This window comes from Agaribacillus sp. DX54 (assembly GCF_056858335.1).
The window spans coordinates 64,217-82,150 of the sequence record NZ_JBXEQE010000024.1 but is presented as its reverse complement, the minus strand read 5'-3'; the positions used below and the strand labels follow the sequence as shown (position 1 = coordinate 82,150).

Genomic DNA, 17,934 nt, shown 5'->3' with positions numbered 1-17,934 from the left:
ATAGTAGTTAAGATACGCAACAAAAGCGCCCTGAGATGTATGAAATACTTGACGGTGCTCATCATCCCAGGGCAAAATTTGAAATAATAATTAAATATTAAATCATTTTAAAATATGAAAAAAAAGTTACAACATCAACTTCTGAAGGTGGTGAGATATTCTTTCCTTGGTGTGTTTTTGCAATGTTCACTTACCTGTGTGCTTCTTGCCAGTCCGGATATCAGTAAGAGCCAGCATATCAGTATTGATAAAATCTATGTGTCGATAGCTCCGGGTAAGTTTAAAATCAAGGAAGCCTTCAATTTGTTAGAGCAATCCACCTCCTTGAAATTTGTTTATCTGCACAATTCCACAATCCTGGAAGGACACATAGAGATGATGGGTACGAGAAGGTCCCTGGGAGATATATTAAGAGATATTTCAAAAGCCAAAAAACTCGTTTTTAAACGGATAAATGATAAAATCTATGTAAAAAAAATAGAGGACAGCAAAAATCTGCCGGCCGGCATGGTTCAGGAAGTTCTCGAAGTTGATATTTCCGGGAAAGTAACAGATGAAAATGGTGAAGGTCTACCCGGGGCGAGTGTGTTGGTAAAAGGGAGTGACATTGGCACGGTTACCGATTCGGAAGGTCTCTATAAACTCAGTGTCCCGGATAATGCCACAACTTTGGTATTTTCTTTTGTAGGTTATTTGACTGAGGAAATAGATATTGAAGGCCGGACTACTATTGATGTTATCCTTTCGCCGGATATCTCCCAACTTTCTGAAGTGGTAGTGATTGGTTATGGCACACAAACAAAAAGAGAGGTAACAGGATCTATTTCCTCCATATCGTCCAAGGAGTTGGGCGAAGTGTCTGTAGACGGATTCAGCCGGGCATTAACGGGTAAAGTTGCCGGGGTACGGGTGCAGCAAACCACAGGCGCCCCTGGCGGCAATATCACCATCCGTGTCAGAGGCACTGGCTCTATCAATGCAGACAATGAGCCTTTATATGTGATCGATGGTTTTCCTGTCGAAAATACAAATGTAGGTGCTTCCGACCAGGGGATTAATCCACTTTCCTCTATTAACCCGGACGATATCGAATCGATCGAAGTACTGAAAGATGCCGCTGCCGCCTCTATTTACGGTTCCAGGGGTTCGAATGGGGTAGTAATTATTACCACCAAAAGAGGGGAGCAAGGCAAAGCAAAGATCAATTTCGATGTATCTTTCGGCACACAAAGTGTTATTAACAAAGTGGATCTTATGAATGGGGATGATTTTTTCGACCTGATCCGCGAAGCTTATGCCAATGCAGCCGCTACCAATGAGCCGGGACTTCCACCACCTGATTTTCTGCAAAATGAAAGCCAGTACAAGGGCATTAATACAGACTGGCAGGACCAAATTTTCAGACAAGCTACCGTTCAGAATTACCAGCTTTCAACCTCGGGCGGAAGTGAAAATTTAAAATATTTTATCTCAGGAGGATACCTGAACGAAGAAGGTGTAGTCATTGCCTCAGGCTTTGAAAGATTTTCATTCCGGACCAACCTCGATGCAAAACTAACAGATAAGGTGAGATTAGGATTAAGTTTTACACCAACCTATGCTATCAATGACGAAGTTAATGCGGAAGGGCATTGGGCCGGCAATGCGGTAATTAACCAAAGCCTTATAGGGTTTGGTTTCCTAAGACCTGACGAAGACCAGGAGGAATTTGTCAACTCACAGCCGAATTATATCTGTTGCGGGGTGCCCAATCCGGTGAGGACTGCCAATAGATTTGATGCCGTTAGTACACAATTCAGGACGATAGCGAATGGCTTTGCAGCGTTTGACCTGGTGGAGGGATTAACTTTTAAAACCAGCATTGGTACCGATCTTAATTATTTTAGACGAGATGTTTTTAACCCTGCCGACATCCGGCGATTTCAGGTCGATACAGAAGCTGAGGCCCGTAATTTGTCACAAAGAAGCTGGTTATCAGAAAATACTTTAACTTACACGAAGGGATTTGGGGATCACAACTTCACAGCCCTGGGAGGATTTACTTACCAGGAATATAGAGAAGAAGAAGATGAGATCAGCGGCAGGGGATTTTCCAACGAACTGGTGCGTACCCTAAACTTTGAAAACAACTTGATTACTGATGCTACCACCACCATAGAAGAGTGGGCATTGGTTTCATTCATTGGAAGGATAAACTACAACTTCCGGAACAAATACTTCCTGACTGCCACCCTGAGAAGTGACGGTTCTTCACGATTCGGCGAAAATGACAGATTTGGCACTTTCCCTTCGGTTTCGGCTGGCTGGGCTATTTCCGATGAGCCTTTTATGCAAGGTATTGCCCAGGTCAGTGAATTGAAGTTGCGTGCAAGTTATGGGGTGAGCGGTAATAATCGTATTGGCAACTACGCTGCAATCGGCTTATTAGAACCCTCAAACTATGTATTTGGAAGTGGCAATGGGTCCAGTGTAAGCGGTTTTAATCCTTCTACCATTGCCAACCCGGACCTGACCTGGGAAACCACCAGACAACTCGATATAGGTATTGAACTGAGCTTGTTTGAAGATCGGATTTTTCTGGTAGCAGATTATTACAACAGTAACACCGAAGATTTACTACTCAATGTTCCCATACCCACCGTCACCGGATTTACTACAGCCTTACAAAATCTGGGAGAAGTGAGAAACAGGGGTTGGGAATTTGCCCTCAACACCCGGAATTTCGTTGGAGACTTTCAATGGTCCACCAACTTCAATATTTTCTTTAATCACAATGAAGTTTTAAGACTTGGGCCTGAGGGAGACCCTCTAATTACCGGAGCGGTCAGGGGTGGCACACACCTCACTCAGATTGGTGGTGAATTGGCAGCCTTCTACCTGTTAATCCAGGATGGTATTTTTCAAACCCAGGAGGAAATTGATAACAGCCCAACCTGGAATATCTCACGTGGAACCTGGCCAGGTGATGTCAAATACAGGGATGTCAATGGTGACGGAGAAATTACCTTAGATGACAGAGCTGTTGTCGGTAGTAATCAACCTGACTTTATTTGGGGCATGACCAATACCTTTTCCTACAAAAATTTTGATCTTACCATTGTAGCCGATGGTGTGCAGGGAAATGAGGTTTTTAATATAGCCGGGAGGTTTATAAGAAATCTTGATGGTAATCAAAACCAGGTGGCCAGTGTGCTTAACAGATGGAGATCGGCAGATCAGCCCGGCGATGGGGTCACACCCAGGGCAAACCGGGTGGCCAGTGGCAACAATAATATAGAGTCAACGCGGTGGTTGGAAGACGGATCTTTCATTAGAATACAAAATGTCACCCTTGGGTATAATTTCTCCTGGGAATTAATCCAAAATTCACCTTTTTCGTCACTACGACTTTATGGCGCAGTCTCCAACCTGGCTTATTTCACCGACTACACCGGCTATAATCCGGAAGTCAGCCTGGAAGGCGGTGATCCTCTGAGCCCCGGAGAAGACTATGGCTCATATCCCCTGTCAAGAAGGTTCACCATTGGCGTAAAAGTGGGTTTCTGATGATCATTCAGCATGATTATGTTTGATAAAAAACAGCAATTTAAAACTATGAAAAATATTAAGATCTATATGCTTACCTGGCTATCGTTAACCTTCCCGGCATGTGACGACAACCTGGACCTGGATCCCATTTCACAATTGGGTCAAAGCAGTTTTTACGTAACCGAAAATGATTATACGGCCGCCATTAATGCGGTTTATGGCTCCCTGAGAGGAGGAGGGCAATTTGGCGATATAGGGCTATTTGGTGATATACGATCAGATAATACACAGCCTGTTTTATCAGGATCGGTAACCACCAGGACGGATTTTGACGGATTTTCTCTGAATTCGGCGAATTCACGCATTCAATCCACCTGGGAAGGGACTTATAACGGCATAGCCCGGTCCAATAGTATACTGATGAGAATCGATGAAGCTCCTGTTAGCGAAGGTTTTAAAAACCGGGTGAAAGGGGAAGCCTTGTTTCTAAGGGGTTTAATGTACTTCAATCTGGTGCGTATCTATGGTAATGTTCCACTGGTGGTCTCTGAATTGTCGCCAGGGATGGCATCAGAAACAGGGCAAAGTGATGCCAATGAAATTTACTCGCAAATCATTACAGACCTGACCACCGCGGCGTCACTATTGCCGGACTCTTACAGCGACGACATAGGCCGAGCAACCAGTATTGCCACCAACGCCTTACTGGGAAGGGTCCATTTGACAAGAGGTGATTTTTCCCTGGCAGTAACCGAGCTGCGCAAAGTAACTGCGCAAAGTCCTTCGCTGGTTGATCTGCTGCCCAATTACGGTGATGTATTCGATATCACCAACGAATACAATGCGGAGATCATTTTTGCTGTAAGATGGACAGATGACGGTCTGAATGGAAATAACTTCGGCTTCTCTTTCGCCAATTTGAATGAACCTGATAACAAGGCCACTTCAGATATGTACATGGATTATGAGGCAGGTGACTTGAGACGTGATGTTACCTTTGATGCCACATTATCCACAGTGGATACTATGCTGGTTAAATATGATTTTGCCCCTCCGGGGCAGGGGGAAAGCGATTGGCCTGTTATACGTTACGCAGACGTCTTGCTGATGTTGTCAGAGGCGTTAAATGAGGAGGGTTATGTACCGGATGGCGAGGCATTTGATTTGCTGAACCGCGTAAGAAACAGGGCGGGACTTGCTGCCTTAACGGCTGCGGAAGTTCCGGACCAGGAAGCTTTTCGCCTGGCCATAGCGCATGAACGACGGGTAGAACTGGCTGGTGAAGGGCACAGATGGTTCGATCTGGTAAGAACCGGCAGGTTTATGGATGTCATGAATAGCAAAGGATTTAACGTAGCGCCTCGACATGTGGTATTTCCTATTCCTCAACGTGAGATTGACAATGTAAATGACCCGTCGGTACTTTCCCAAAACAACGGCTATTAAAAATTGGGGCCTTTGAATACAAAAATGAGGCTGTCTCAAAAGGGCAGCCTCTGATTTTTTTCCAAATATTATTTTGCTTGGTTAAAATCTCACTGAGAATCGATAGAAAACAAAGGGTGTTTTACTCATATCTTGAGAAAAAAACCCATTCAACCTGTATCCAACAAAAGGATATTTGGTGTTAAAAAAGGCCATCTCACTTTTGAGACAGCCTCGTTTTTATTTTGAATATTAAATTGTAAAGTTTTTCTTGAAATTTATTGGCCTGACATACTATTTGCTTCAAAAACCAATAGAACCGGATCACCCCGGGCCTATTCCTGACTCCAAATCTCCCATGATTTTTCAGCCTGCAGGTGAAGCATATCCAGTCCGTTCTTCACACTGGACCCTCTTGAAAAGCCTTTTTCCATAAACAAAGTTGTCTCAGGGTTATAGACCAGATCGTAAAAAAAATGATTTTTACCCACAACGTTGTAGGGTAAATCAGGGTACTGGTCTACCTGAGGATACATACCCAGTGGTGTGGTATTGATGATCAACCCTGTGTCACGGACCAGCTCCGGATTTTGATTTAAATCCTTGTAGGTGATGGTGTTTTCAGTCGCCGACCTTGAAACAAGTTTATAGGGGATTTCCAGATCCTTTAATACTACGCTTACTGCTTTGCTAGCTCCTCCTGTTCCAAGAATTAATGCACTTATCGGCTGATTTCCATTATTTCCATGAAGAAGCCAGTTCTCTAAAGATGTCTTAAAGCCGTAATAATCAGAATTAAAACCTGTTAACTGACCATTGCTCTCAAACCTGATCACATTCACAGCACCAACTTTTTCCGCACTGATATCCAATTTATGCAGATAGGTCATCACCTGTTCCTTGTAGGGAATAGTCACATTGAGCCCTGCCAATGGAACCGTTTTTATCAATGTTTCAAATTCTTTAATGTCAGACAATTCGAAAAGTCGGTATGTGCATCCGGTAATGTGTTCTTCTTCAAATTTCCGGGTAAAATATCCTTTTGAAAAAGAGTGTTGCAGCGATCGTCCAATCAAACCAAACGTACGGGAGTGCTTCATTCCTATCAGGTATTTACGGGTGGTTAAACGGAGGCTTTTCTTAAATGTGCCAATTTCTCTATCAGCACTACCAGGCCAATACCTAGCGCCCCGAATAGGATGGCCTGCAAGACAAACGGCTCATTGCCCAGCGCCTGATAATCAGTCGGCCAAATATTCTCCTGGACTAACGGTTTCACATCCCCATGCCGGTCAACGTAAGTCTCAATGGTTTCCTTCCAGGGCCAAATCTTATTCAGAGAACCGATCATGAATCCTGAAAGAAATGCCACCATAAGATGGTGAAACTTTTGCAGCAGCCAGGACAACAACCTTGAAAAACTCAATAATCCGACAACACAGCCAAGGGCAAATACGATGATAATCGGTATGTCTCTTTCATTGAGGGCGTTAATGATAAAGCTATATTTTCCCAGAATCAACAAAATGAAACTTCCGGATATGCCGGGCAAAATCATGGCGCAAATAGCGATAGCACCTGATATAAATACAAACCAGGCACTTTCAGGCGTTTCGGCAGGTGAAAATTTGGTGATCAGGAAAGCAACGATTGTACCGACAACCAATGCCAAAACCATAACAGCCTTCCATTTTTTGATCTCTCTCGCCACCAGGATGCTGGAAATAATGATCAGACCAAAGAAAAACGACCAGAGTTGAATCGGATAATTGGCCAACCAAAACCCTATCAGCTTTGAAAGGGTCAAAAGACTTATCAGTATTCCTGCAAAAAGCGTCAGCAAAAACCAGCCATTCACCTTTTCCCAAAAATCCTTTATTTTCAGGCCGAACAGCAGCTTCAGCGCCTCAAGATCTATTGATTTAATACTATTCAATAATTCTTCGTAGATACCGGTTATGAAAGCAATGGTACCTCCGGACACACCCGGTACCACATCAGCCCCTCCCATACCCACTCCTTTCAAAAACAACAGGATGTAATCTTTTAATCTATTCATCAATAAGCAATATCACTTAATGTTTTCAAGGTTTAAAAAGTAATCGAATGTATCACCTCTCAAACCTAATCGTAAGGTTTCGAGGGGGATAATTTCGTTGGGGGCAATATTGCCAAGATTAACGTTGGTGCCCAGTAATTTGATAAACCACACTTGCTGAGCTTTTTGCGGTGCTTCCCAGATGATCTTTTCAAAAGGAATTTTTGTCAGTATCTCTTCCACCAGCCCTGACCTCACTTCCCCGGTCGCCCTGAACAGTCCGACATTTCCACCTTCCCTGGCCTCTCCGATCACTTTCCAGGCTCCCGCATCCAGCTCTTCCTGCATAAGCTTTATCCATTTGTACGGAGGAATGATCTTCTCCGCATCTTTGGATCCTACTTCCGATAAAACCGTAACCTGCTCCGATAACTTGCTGATGAAATCGCATTTTACATCATGATCGAGTTCTATGGATCCGTCTGAAACTTCAGCAAAGGTCAGTCCGAATTTATCGAGTACTTTTCGGTAATCATCAAACTGATTACGTACCACAAAAGCTTCAAATAAGGTTCCTCCGAGATAAGTGGGTATTCCGGCTTCTTTATATATTTTGATCTTTTCTTTTAAATTGGGGGTGACATAAGACGTGGCCCATCCCAGTTTAACAATATCCACATATTCTCCACTAACAGCAATAAAATCTTCTACCTCCCTGGGGCTCAAACCTTTATCCATGGCCATAGTAAATCCAGTCTGCCTAGGTTTTTGGGTCCTTTCAGGTAAATTCTTTAACGAATAATTCATCCGGGGTTGTTATTTTCTATATTGGTCAATTATTTTGAAAAGCGCCTTTTGAGTTTCTAATCTAGGAAAAAAATCAAACAACACTTTGTGATTATCGAAATTCAAAATTAATGCATTTTCCAAATAATGAAAGGCTTCCTTGTATTTACCTGCTGAGATCAGGTAGGCGGTCAGTCTGTAATATAGTTCTGAGGATTCCGGCAATTCCTCTATACCACTTAAAATCAATTCTATGGCCTTAGTGTAATCGCCCTGCTCATAGTATATAAATGACCAGTTCAGCCAGATATCAAGATTCGAAGGATTTAGCAAGCACGACTCTTCATAAGCATCGAGGCTTGAGACAATATTTCCGGCATGATATTCGGCTTCCGCGATACTTTGCCAATAGACATAGTTTTCGGAATCTATCTTCAAAGCTTTGTTGAAAAAATGGATGGCCTGAAACCATTTATCCTGCTTTCCAAAACAGCAACCTATACCGAACCAGGCTTCATCGTTCATCTGATCGAGCTTCAGGGACTTACGGTAATATTTTATACCCAGATCGTAATGTTGTAATTTCTCATAACATGCACCGATATGGCCGTAAACCTCAGGGCTGGGGCCTTCTAATTTAAGTGTTGATTTAAAAGCCTCCAGGGCCTTATCGAACTTTTTCAAATTCATGAAGGCATTACCGAGGTTGAAATAGGCCGAGGCAAAATCCTGATCGATCAGAATTGCGTATTCATACGCTTCGACAGCTTCTTCAAATTTATTCAACTTGTTCAACACAATGCCCTGATTATACCAGGCATAGCTTGAATAGGGATCGCTGTCTATAAATTTCTGATAATAAGACAAGCTGTCTTCCAGCTCGCCTGTTACATCCAGGCAGAAGGCCAGTTCATAAAGGGCGTTCGTATTGTTAATGTTTTCCTCAATGGCCTGTTTGTACGCCTCGATCGCATGATTGAACTGACCGGCAGATTGGTGGGCCATACCAATGTTGTAAAAGATTTCATCTTTATCTTCAGACATTGGCAATGCCATCTGAAAAATCTCTATAGCCCTGTCATATTCCCCGCAAAGGCAAAGAATCGATCCTTTCAGTGCGTTGATTTCAGTATCGTTGGGGTTCATATAGCCGGCTTTCTCAAGTATTTCCAAAGCTTCTTCATAGCGCTCCAGATTTGACAAAACCTGGGCTCTGTCGATGACCAATTCTATAGAGTAGGGGTATTGTACGGCGGCAATCTCACAAGCTTTTAAAGCCCGTTGATACTTACCAGTTTCAATATAGTAATCAATTATTTCTTCGAAGGCCTCAAGACCAAAGAATATAGTTTCTCCATTTCTTAATTGCTCCTCGAACTTTTTTATCAAATCCTTTTCCTCTTTTCTTTTCCTGAAATCCTCAGCCATTACTTATATTTTAATTGAGCAATAATGTCCTAACAAGATAAAGAATTACCTGAGATTATTAATGAATTAGGTAATATATTTTGTTATTATGAATTTATTCAAACACACTAATTCCTGGCTTTCAGCACCTGACATGTCCAGTCCAGGGTGTCTTCCAGGCTCCTGAAGTGAAAATTTAGTGTGTTTTGTAATTGTGTGTTATCATAATAAAATGACAACCCGGCCATATTCGCCAATTCCCGGCTAATCAATGGCCTCCCTCCCGTTAGAAGTGAACCGATCCGGCTAAATAGCAATACCAGATTCAACAGCGGCTTGTTAACTGCCATATTTGGCGCCTTTCTTTGAAACCTTTTGGCGATAAAAGCAAAAATATCTTTGTAACTAACATGGCCGGCACTCACAATAAATCTCTGTCCCAAAATATCAGCCCCTATCAATCTTCTTACCACTTCAGCTATATCTCTTACATCAACGTAATTCATGGAACCTTTTGTATAAAATCGCTTGTCATCCCATACATACTTGAAAATTCTGGTGCTGCTTTTTTCCCAATCCCCAGGTCCCAAAACCACAGAGGGGTTAACAATCACCACGTTCAACCCTTCCTCCTGGCCTCTCCAAACCTCCAATTCCGCCAGATACTTTGAAACAGCATATCCCGTATTATATGACGAATTTTCCCATTTATTGTTTTCATCTATGACACTGGAACTTTTGGTTCTTCCCAGTGCCGCCACGGAACTTATGTGGATGACTTGTTTTACTCCGGCCCGGGAGGCTGCATTAATGACATTGGCGGTTCCTTCTACATTGATTTTGAACATGGATTTATGATCCCTTTTGTGAAAAGAGGTCATGGCAGCAGCATGGATCACGATCTCCACACCTTCCATAGCCTTTTCCAGCCTCAAAATATCTAAAATATCGGCTTCTGTCCAATCAATTTTTTCCTTGAATCCGGACAACAGCTTAAAATCACTCGATTTTCTAAAAATGGCCCTTACACTAAAACCATGGTCAATCAGAACTTTACAAATATAACTGCCTATTAATCCGGTGGCCCCTGTTACTAAAACCATTTAAAGGGTATAATTTCGTAAATCCAACTGGGTGGCTTTTTTGAAATATTTCATGCTGTATGCCTCCCTTATAACAGCCAGGTGTCTTTCATTATGGCAATCGCTACCCAAAAATGAAATGTAATTATTATCTATCAGTTTTTCTGCCAGCTTTTTGGCGGCTTTAGAATAATAGCCGGTCAATGAGTTAATGTTCAATTGCATCAGTACATCCCTTTCCAATAAATCCTCCAGTATTTTCATGTTTTCCTGGATGTAAATGTATCTTTCCGGGTGGGCCAGTACCGGCTTATATCCGTGAGCGCTGATTTTGAAAACAGCCTCTATCAAAAAAGTCGGTTTGTTGATGAATGAAGTTTCAAAAAGCAGATAGTTGTCGCCAAAAGTTAAAAACTTTCCGTTATTTTCAAGGTTGGTCAGAAAAGTCTCATCAAGATAGTACTCAGCCGCTGCCTCTACTTCAACCGGAAGGCCGTGCTGCCTGATTAGGTGCCTTAGTTCATGAAGTTTACCCAGTATTATCTCCGGTGTGTTGGGATAATGGTCAGACATCACATGTGGCGTAGTTATTACCTTGTTGTATCCTATTTTTATCAGTTCCTCCAAAATGTATAATGACTCCTCCCAGGTGTCCACACCATCGTCAATCCCTGGCAAAAGGTGTGAATGTACATCGACCTTTAAAGGCAAAACCGATGCCGCCACTTTTTTTTTGAATAGCCTGAATACCATTAATTATTCCTACTGAAAAAATTCGTAAACCCGGAGACTTTCACCTTTTTCTTTCTATCCTCATCATAATAGCCATAGTTTGGTTTGTAGCCGTATCCATAACCATAGCCGTAACCATAGCCATAACCATGATAACGGGATGATTTAATAGAATTAATAATTAACGAAAGATTGTTGAAATTGTTTACACTCACCAACCTGTTTATGTTATAAATGAAGGACTTTTTCGAGTAATCGGCCCTCACCACAAAAATTGGCAAATCTACTTTCTTCATCACAAGGATACCATCGGTAACCAGTCCCACAGGAGGCGTATCCAGTATAACTACATCGTATTTTTCCTTTAGCTGGTTTACCAGTTCGTTAAATTCGGGGCTCAATATCAGCTCTGCAGGATTGGGTGGTTTAGGGCCTGCGGCCAGAAAGTCCAGATTATCCAGTGCTGTCTTCCTGATGCAGTCCTCTATGGAATTCTTGCTAATGAGTATCGTACTTACTCCACGTGTGGTGTTTTCTTCATCAAAAGCATGGTGAATATTTGGATTTCTTAAATCAATATCCACAATAATCACTTTTTGGTTTGACATGGCGATTATGGCCCCCAGGTTGATAGAAATAAATGTTTTCCCCTCACTACTAATGGTAGAAGAAACACTGATCACCCGGTTTTTATGATTAGGTCTTAAGAATTCCATATTTGTCCTGATGGAACGGAATGCCTCTGTAATGCCTGATTTAGGGTTTTTATCTATCACCAGATTGGAAAGATGTAAATCCGCATCCTTGTGATAAGGAATAGCCCCAAGAATAGGTGCCAGTGAAATTCTTTCCAGTTCTATCTGGCTGGTAACTTTGTTATGTAATAAATATTTTATCCCAATAAACAACAGGCTTAGTATAAACCCTGCCACTGCCCCAATGGCATACACCAGCAAAGTATTGGGATAAATAGGCTCATGTGGCAAGCTGGCAGATGACAGAATGACAAAATCAGGTTTGGTGCCCGCCTCCGCAATTTCAAACTCTGTTTTCTTTTGCTGTAGGGAAAGATATACCTGTTCTTCCAGGTCAAATGCCCTTTTGTTTTTATTGAATTCCGTCCCTTTCGATGGCAGACTTTCAAAATTCTTTAATAACTCCAGCTTTCTGGTGTAAAGGCTGTTGAGCTCATCATTATAATTTTTCCTGTAAACCTCCATCATATTGGTAATCTCACCTTTCAGAAAGTCGATTCTTTGTTTTTTAATCCGGTAGGCCTGTGTTTTTTGTTTGTAGGAAGACAGCAACAGTTGATTGTCTACAATTAGCTGGTTCAATTCATCGATATTGTTCTTTAACTCCTCCGGTATCTCTAAAATTGGTAACTGGCTTATTTTGATCAGAGAATCAGCTAAAATATACTGCTGCAAATTTGTAATTCTGTCTCTTCTTTGCTCGAGTACAAATCTTTGGGAATCCACGGCATTGATAAATTCAATAATCCTGTCCATATCGCCCTGCACATTAGTTGTCTTGTTGTCGATGGTAAAACTCTCAAAGTAATCTTCAAAAGACTCAAGCTTTTTAATGGTTGCCTCAATTTGCTGATTCAGAAAATCAATCTTTCGCCTGTTCGCTATATTCTTTTGCTCCTGCGTGTAGTTTAAATAAATAGTGTCGATGGCATTTACCAGATCTCTTGCCTTCAGCTTGTTGTTGTCTTTGAAAGCGATTTTTATTGTATTTGCATTGAGGTTTAAGGGTTCAACGGTCAGGTTTTCCGACAGGTAACTAATCAAAGCCCTGTCGCTGTTAATGGTAAAGTAGTATTTACCCTCGCTTTCATTCCCGATAAAATACTGGGTCAGATGAATGGTAAAAATGAAATGCTCTGTTTCAATCTTTTCCCCAAACCGGTATGACTCGTTGATTTCCTCATTGCCGAGGAAATAAATCAAATTAAAATTTTCCTTGTCAATGATCTCCAGATCAAATTTTTTATCGAGGATCAACGTATTTTTGAGGTTATAGTCTACCCTGAAGGGCGATCTTTTATACCTTTCGTTGACCAGGATATTCCCGTAAAAATAGTAGTTGATATCCAGGTCCAGCAAACCGATAACTTTATCGAAAAAAAGCTTGGATCTGATTAATTCAATTTCACCGGAGATCGTGTTGATATTTTGGTTTTGCTGCTCGGGAAAATTGTTAAACCCAAACAAGCTTGCTTCATTCTTAATTTCCAGCTTTAGTTCTGATACGGATTCATATACCTCCGGAGTCCATCTTATATAAAGATAAGCCAGCGTATTGGTAATAGCCATGATAAGGATGATCCATGGCAGGCTCTTCTTAAGGACACTTAATATTTTATCAATGTCAATATTACCCAGGGGGTTATTATCTTCCCTCGATTCATAGCTTGCCCCGTTGTCAATATTTAGATAATTCTCATTCAAGTTACAAATTGTTTAAGGCAACAATCAGCGCCACTCCACTTGTAATCAGGCTCACGACCGGTGCCAAATCCCTGATAGATTCGGGCAACGGCCTTCTTACCGGTTCCACATAGATAATATCACCTGGTAAAACCTTTTTAATGGTTTTGGTCATACCTTCCACAGTGGACAGGTCAATCCTATAAACCTGAGGGTTATTCAGGGGTCCCCGGATCAGCCTGATGTTTTGTGCTTTGGCATCATTGCCCAATCCACCCGATAACGCCAACACTTCCAGCAAGCTGGTGTTTTCATTGGCTAATGGTATTACCTGTCCCTCTGTGGCACCTAATATAATGACACGTTTGTTAACATATCTCGTAATAACGAAAGGGTTCTCGTAAAATTCTGCGTACTTCTCCTGCAGAAAAAGATCTGCATTTTGCAAGCTCAGGCCTTCCAGCTTCACCATACCGATCATTGGTAATCTAACATTGCCATCCTCCTGAATCAAATAATTGGGATTGGGCCTGTTAAGCATCTGGTTGTTTTGAAACCCTACCTCTTTCAACAATTCAAAGTCCGGATCGATAATTCTTTCCCCCCCGTTGGTAAATACTTCAATGGTGATGAAATCGCTTTTCCGAATAATATAGTTTTTTTCCGCTTCATATATCACCGCTGCCACATTCTCCGGTATAATGTCATTTTCTGTCTTAAACATGATGTTTTGACGATAAGAACCACAGGAGGTCAGCATCACCAACAATCCCGTAAATGCTACCCATAATTTAAGTGGTGCGCTGTTACTTTGATTTGAAATCATCCCCAAAAATATGAATTTATTTATAATCTTTTGTGAAGGCTTTGAAAGTCTGTAATTTAAGATCCTTTTCTGAAACAATCGGATTAACTATATTCCAATCAATGGCCAGTGTCTCATCGTTCCATCGTATACCTCCTTCAGACGATCTGTTGTAAAAGTTTGAACACATATATTGAAAGATGCAATCTTCCAATGCCAAAAACCCATGGGCAAATCCCCCGGGAATGTATAACATGTTGTGTGCTGTTTCTGTCAGTATACATTGGCAATACCGGCCAAAAGTGGGTGAGTCTCTGCGAATATCTACAGCAATGTCAAGCGCGCTGCCCTTTACCACACGAACCAGCTTAGCCTGGGCATAAGGCTCCATCTGATAATGTAGCCCTCTAAGTACCCCTTTGTTGGAAAACGACTGGTTAGATTGCACGAAATTATCATTTATTCCTATCTCTCTGAATTTCTGCTCATGGTAAGACTCAAAAAAGAAGCCACGATCATCTTCAAAAATATCGGGGATGACTTCTATAATCCCGTCTATTTCGTAATGCTTAAATTTCATACCGTAGTGCCTAAAACTTGCGAAAATTATGATTTCTTGCCTAAAATTCTAATGGTTTGACAATATTTATTTATTACAATTTGTTCATCAAAGCAATCTTCGGCCAATTTACGACTGTTATCGGCCATTTCTAATCTGGCGGCTTCTTCAAGGCCCAGCATTTCCTGCATTTTATCGGCGAGGTCGGTGGCGTTTTTTACTTTGCATAACAATCCGTTGTAGCGGTCTTTGACTACTTCTCTGCATCCGGGAACATCCGTTGCGATAAGTGGCCTTCCCATACTGGCAGCTTCAAGCAAAGTTCTGGGTGTACCTTCACGATAAGAAGGTAACAAAACACAATGAGCCCGGGCAATATAGGGTCGTACATCGACTGCAGTGCCCAGGTATTCAATCCATCCATCCGCTATCCATTGATCCACTTCTGCCAGAGGGATCCCCCTTTTATGATCCGGATCACGGGCTCCCAAAATCTGGAAGTTGGCGTTAATACTTTTCGATTTCAGTATTTTAACGGCTTCAATGAACTCTCCAATACCTTTGTCACGGATGATCCGGGAAATGAGCAAAAAGGTAAACTCCCCGCTGGAAGGCATCGGCGATTTCTCAAATTTCTGCAGGTCAATCCCTGATCCGGGAATGACCTCCGTACTTCCGCGCCTGACCAGTTTATGGTTAAAAAACAGTTTCTCATCGTCTTTATTTTGAAAAAACACTTTGTCAGGAAAACGAAAAGCCACCCTGTAAAGGAATTTGGATATAACCGAAAGCAGATTATTTTTCAAAAAAACGGTGCCGAGGCCACTGACATTGTTGATCACGGGAATGCTTAAAAAGCCGGCAGCCAGGGATCCGTAAATATTGGGCTTGATGGTATACTGTAAAATGATGTCTGGTTTTATGTGCCTGTAAATACGCCACAAATCATAGATCAACTTTAAATCTTTAAATGGATTAACACCCTGATTATCCATAGCCACAGGTAAAAATTCACAACCATTATCCAGCAATAACCGGCTGTATTCGTCTTCCGGCGCCACCGCTGTTATCTTATGCCCATTTTCAATAAGCGCCCTGATCAGGCCCAGCCTAAAATTGTAAATATTCCACGAGGTATTTATTACAATCGCTACCTTCATAAGTCCTCAAAAGTAATAATTATATCAACACATTTACAAAAGCCAAAAATCTTCGTTTACTTTGTAGTTCGATAATGATAAAAACTTACTCAACCATACCGAAACAGGAGACTGCCGTCCTGGTAGCCTTGGTCAATCACCGGCAATCTGCCGAACAGACCAGGGAGTATCTGGACGAGCTGGCTTTTCTGGCCGAAACTTCGGGTGCCAAAACCATGGCTACTTTCACCCAGAAGTTTGAAAAGCCCGATGTAAAAACTTTTGTCGGTAAGGGTAAGCTGGAAGAAATCAATGCCTGTGTAAAGTCCAATGAGGTGGATATGGTCATCTTCGATGATGATTTAAGCCCTTCCCAGGTAAGAAATCTGGAGAAGGTGCTAGGGGTAAAAATTCTTGACAGAAGCCTTTTAATACTCAATATCTTTTCGCTAAGGGCAAAAACAGCGCAGGCCAAGACCCAGGTAGAACTGGCACAATACCAATATCTGCTGCCACGACTTACCAACATGTGGACGCACCTTTCCAAACAAAAAGGTGGTATTGGCATGAAAGGGCCGGGAGAAACAGAGCTGGAAACCGATAGAAGGATTGTCAGGGACAAAATTGCCCTTCTTGGCAAAAAACTGGACAAAATTGATAAGCAAAGTGCTACCCAGCGAAAGTCCAGGACTAAAATGGTACGTGTGGCCTTGGTCGGTTATACCAATGTAGGTAAGTCGACTATCATGCAACTGTTATCCAAAGCCGATGTTTTTGCTGAAAACAAGCTTTTTGCTACAGTTGATTCGACGGTCAGGAAAATAGTGATCAATCAGATCCCATTTTTACTTACGGACACCGTAGGATTCATTCGAAAACTTCCCCACGCGTTGGTAGAATGTTTCAAATCCACGCTCGATGAAATCAGGGAGGCTGATATGCTGATCCATGTTGTTGACGTTTCACATCCATCTTTTGAAGAGCAAATCGATATTGTCAACAGTACCCTGCTGGAAATCAATGCCGCGGAAAAACCTACCATCCTGGTTTTCAATAAAGTCGATAAATATCAGGGGAAATCCGAGTTGACATCGACATTTATGGGAAAGGGGAGTCATGAGACTGTATTCATTTCTGCCACCAAAAAGAAGAATATAGAACAATTACGGGAAGTTATCTTTCATTTTGTTTCAAAAAAACACTATACTATTTTTCCGAATTTCCTGAAAAATAACCATTATTTCCAGTAAATTTAGTCGACACAAATCGTGATAGCTATTGTTATCGGGGTTGATCTGCGGTATTTTAAATAACCAAATCTTGTTGTGCGCAAATATCTATTAGTTGTTTTTCTTCTCGTGGGGCTAACAGGCTGTATTTCCGGCTCTTCAGGAAACAACACCGGTAAGGCCAAAAAACAGGTCGGATCAACGGATAAATATAAAATTTGGCGATTAATTGATTCAACTGCCGTTACAAACCGGCCTGACGTTCAAAACCTACCCCGGAAATACCAGGCGCTGACACTCGATATTAACAGGGCAAAAGCCCGCCTGAAGGCGCTGGAGCCAACGGAGAAAGTGCCTGATCAATTACGATATGAAAAGACAAATAGCGATCACGTACGATTACAACTACCCTGGAATAATGGCGAATTTTATACCTTTGTGGTGAAAAAATCTAATGTTTTTTCGCCGGAGCTTGCCAAAAAATTTCCAAATATCAGGTCTTATAGTGGAGAAAAAGAAGAAGATAGCAGAACGCATTTGAGGTTGGATGTTAACCCAGCCGGTCTTTATGCCATGATTACAGCTCCTTCACAAACGCTTTTTATCAGGCCGTTAAATGATGAAAGCAAAATTTATTTGTGCTATGATAAAAACGATGTGGATCGCAACAACAAAAAATTTTATGAACCTCCAGTCAAAACCCAGGCAAATGAATGAATTCAAAGCTTTATTTCCATTCCAAAACCAATAATCAAAGCCTTTCCAG

At 41.7% G+C, this 17,934-nt stretch carries 14 protein-coding genes; 4 read left to right on the top strand and 10 right to left on the bottom strand.

What is annotated here, in order from left to right; all coding sequences use genetic code 11:
- Nucleotides 1-114 precede the first annotated feature (114 nt).
- Nucleotides 115-3,546, top strand: a complete 3,432-nt coding sequence (locus AC04NP_RS21720) for a SusC/RagA family TonB-linked outer membrane protein (protein WP_482862052.1) — start codon at nucleotides 115-117, stop codon at nucleotides 3,544-3,546.
- A 48-nt stretch (nucleotides 3,547-3,594) separates the two neighbouring features.
- Nucleotides 3,595-4,974 carry a RagB/SusD family nutrient uptake outer membrane protein gene (locus tag AC04NP_RS21715; protein WP_482862051.1) on the top strand — a complete coding sequence of 460 codons (1,380 nt, stop codon included), beginning with the start codon at nucleotides 3,595-3,597 and terminating at the stop codon, nucleotides 4,972-4,974.
- A gap of 314 nt (nucleotides 4,975-5,288) precedes the next feature.
- Here the strand turns inward: AC04NP_RS21715 and AC04NP_RS21710 are convergent, their stop codons facing one another.
- The 10 genes from AC04NP_RS21710 to AC04NP_RS21665 form a co-directional block, all read right to left on the bottom strand.
- Nucleotides 5,289-6,053 carry a shikimate dehydrogenase family protein gene (locus AC04NP_RS21710; RefSeq protein WP_482862050.1) on the bottom strand — a complete coding sequence of 255 codons (765 nt, stop codon included), beginning with the start codon at nucleotides 6,051-6,053 and terminating at the stop codon, nucleotides 5,289-5,291.
- Between the two features lie 23 nt (nucleotides 6,054-6,076).
- Nucleotides 6,077-7,012 (bottom strand): polyprenyl-phosphate transporter, encoded by a 936-nt coding sequence (locus tag AC04NP_RS21705; RefSeq protein WP_482862049.1) that lies wholly within the window; start codon nucleotides 7,010-7,012, stop codon nucleotides 6,077-6,079.
- Between the two features lie 12 nt (nucleotides 7,013-7,024).
- Entirely contained in the window at nucleotides 7,025-7,798 is a 774-nt protein-coding gene (locus AC04NP_RS21700; protein WP_482862048.1) for a phosphosulfolactate synthase, read from the bottom strand.
- Between the two features lie 9 nt (nucleotides 7,799-7,807).
- Nucleotides 7,808-9,205 (bottom strand): tetratricopeptide repeat protein, encoded by a 1,398-nt coding sequence (locus tag AC04NP_RS21695; protein WP_482862047.1) that lies wholly within the window; start codon nucleotides 9,203-9,205, stop codon nucleotides 7,808-7,810.
- Nucleotides 9,206-9,312: 107 nt separating this feature from the next.
- Nucleotides 9,313-10,287, bottom strand: coding sequence for an SDR family NAD(P)-dependent oxidoreductase (locus AC04NP_RS21690; RefSeq protein ID WP_482862046.1), 975 nt, complete (start codon nucleotides 10,285-10,287; stop codon nucleotides 9,313-9,315).
- Complete coding sequence (locus tag AC04NP_RS21685) at nucleotides 10,288-11,019, bottom strand: tyrosine-protein phosphatase (protein WP_482862045.1); 732 nt, start codon at nucleotides 11,017-11,019, stop codon at nucleotides 10,288-10,290.
- Nucleotides 11,019-13,457: a GumC family protein gene (locus tag AC04NP_RS21680; protein ID WP_482862044.1), complete on the bottom strand. Its 2,439-nt coding sequence runs from the start codon at nucleotides 13,455-13,457 to the stop codon at nucleotides 11,019-11,021. Before AC04NP_RS21680 ends, AC04NP_RS21685 begins: the two co-directional genes overlap by 1 nt.
- Before the next feature lies 1 nt (nucleotide 13,458).
- Nucleotides 13,459-14,262: a polysaccharide biosynthesis/export family protein gene (locus AC04NP_RS21675; RefSeq protein WP_482862043.1), complete on the bottom strand. Its 804-nt coding sequence runs from the start codon at nucleotides 14,260-14,262 to the stop codon at nucleotides 13,459-13,461.
- Between the two features lie 16 nt (nucleotides 14,263-14,278).
- Nucleotides 14,279-14,821 carry a dTDP-4-dehydrorhamnose 3,5-epimerase gene (gene rfbC / locus AC04NP_RS21670; RefSeq protein ID WP_482862042.1) on the bottom strand — a complete coding sequence of 181 codons (543 nt, stop codon included), beginning with the start codon at nucleotides 14,819-14,821 and terminating at the stop codon, nucleotides 14,279-14,281.
- 26 nt (nucleotides 14,822-14,847) lie between these two features.
- Nucleotides 14,848-15,960: a glycosyltransferase family 4 protein gene (locus AC04NP_RS21665; protein ID WP_482862041.1), complete on the bottom strand. Its 1,113-nt coding sequence runs from the start codon at nucleotides 15,958-15,960 to the stop codon at nucleotides 14,848-14,850.
- 74 nt (nucleotides 15,961-16,034) lie between these two features.
- Between AC04NP_RS21665 and hflX the strand changes: the two genes are divergently transcribed.
- Together hflX and AC04NP_RS21655 are read left to right on the top strand one after the other, a co-directional pair.
- Complete coding sequence (hflX, locus tag AC04NP_RS21660) at nucleotides 16,035-17,189, top strand: GTPase HflX (RefSeq protein WP_482862040.1); 1,155 nt, start codon at nucleotides 16,035-16,037, stop codon at nucleotides 17,187-17,189.
- 75 nt (nucleotides 17,190-17,264) lie between these two features.
- On the top strand, nucleotides 17,265-17,885 hold the full coding sequence (locus AC04NP_RS21655; protein WP_482862039.1) for a hypothetical protein: 621 nt from the start codon (nucleotides 17,265-17,267) through the stop codon (nucleotides 17,883-17,885).
- Nucleotides 17,886-17,934 lie beyond the last annotated feature (49 nt).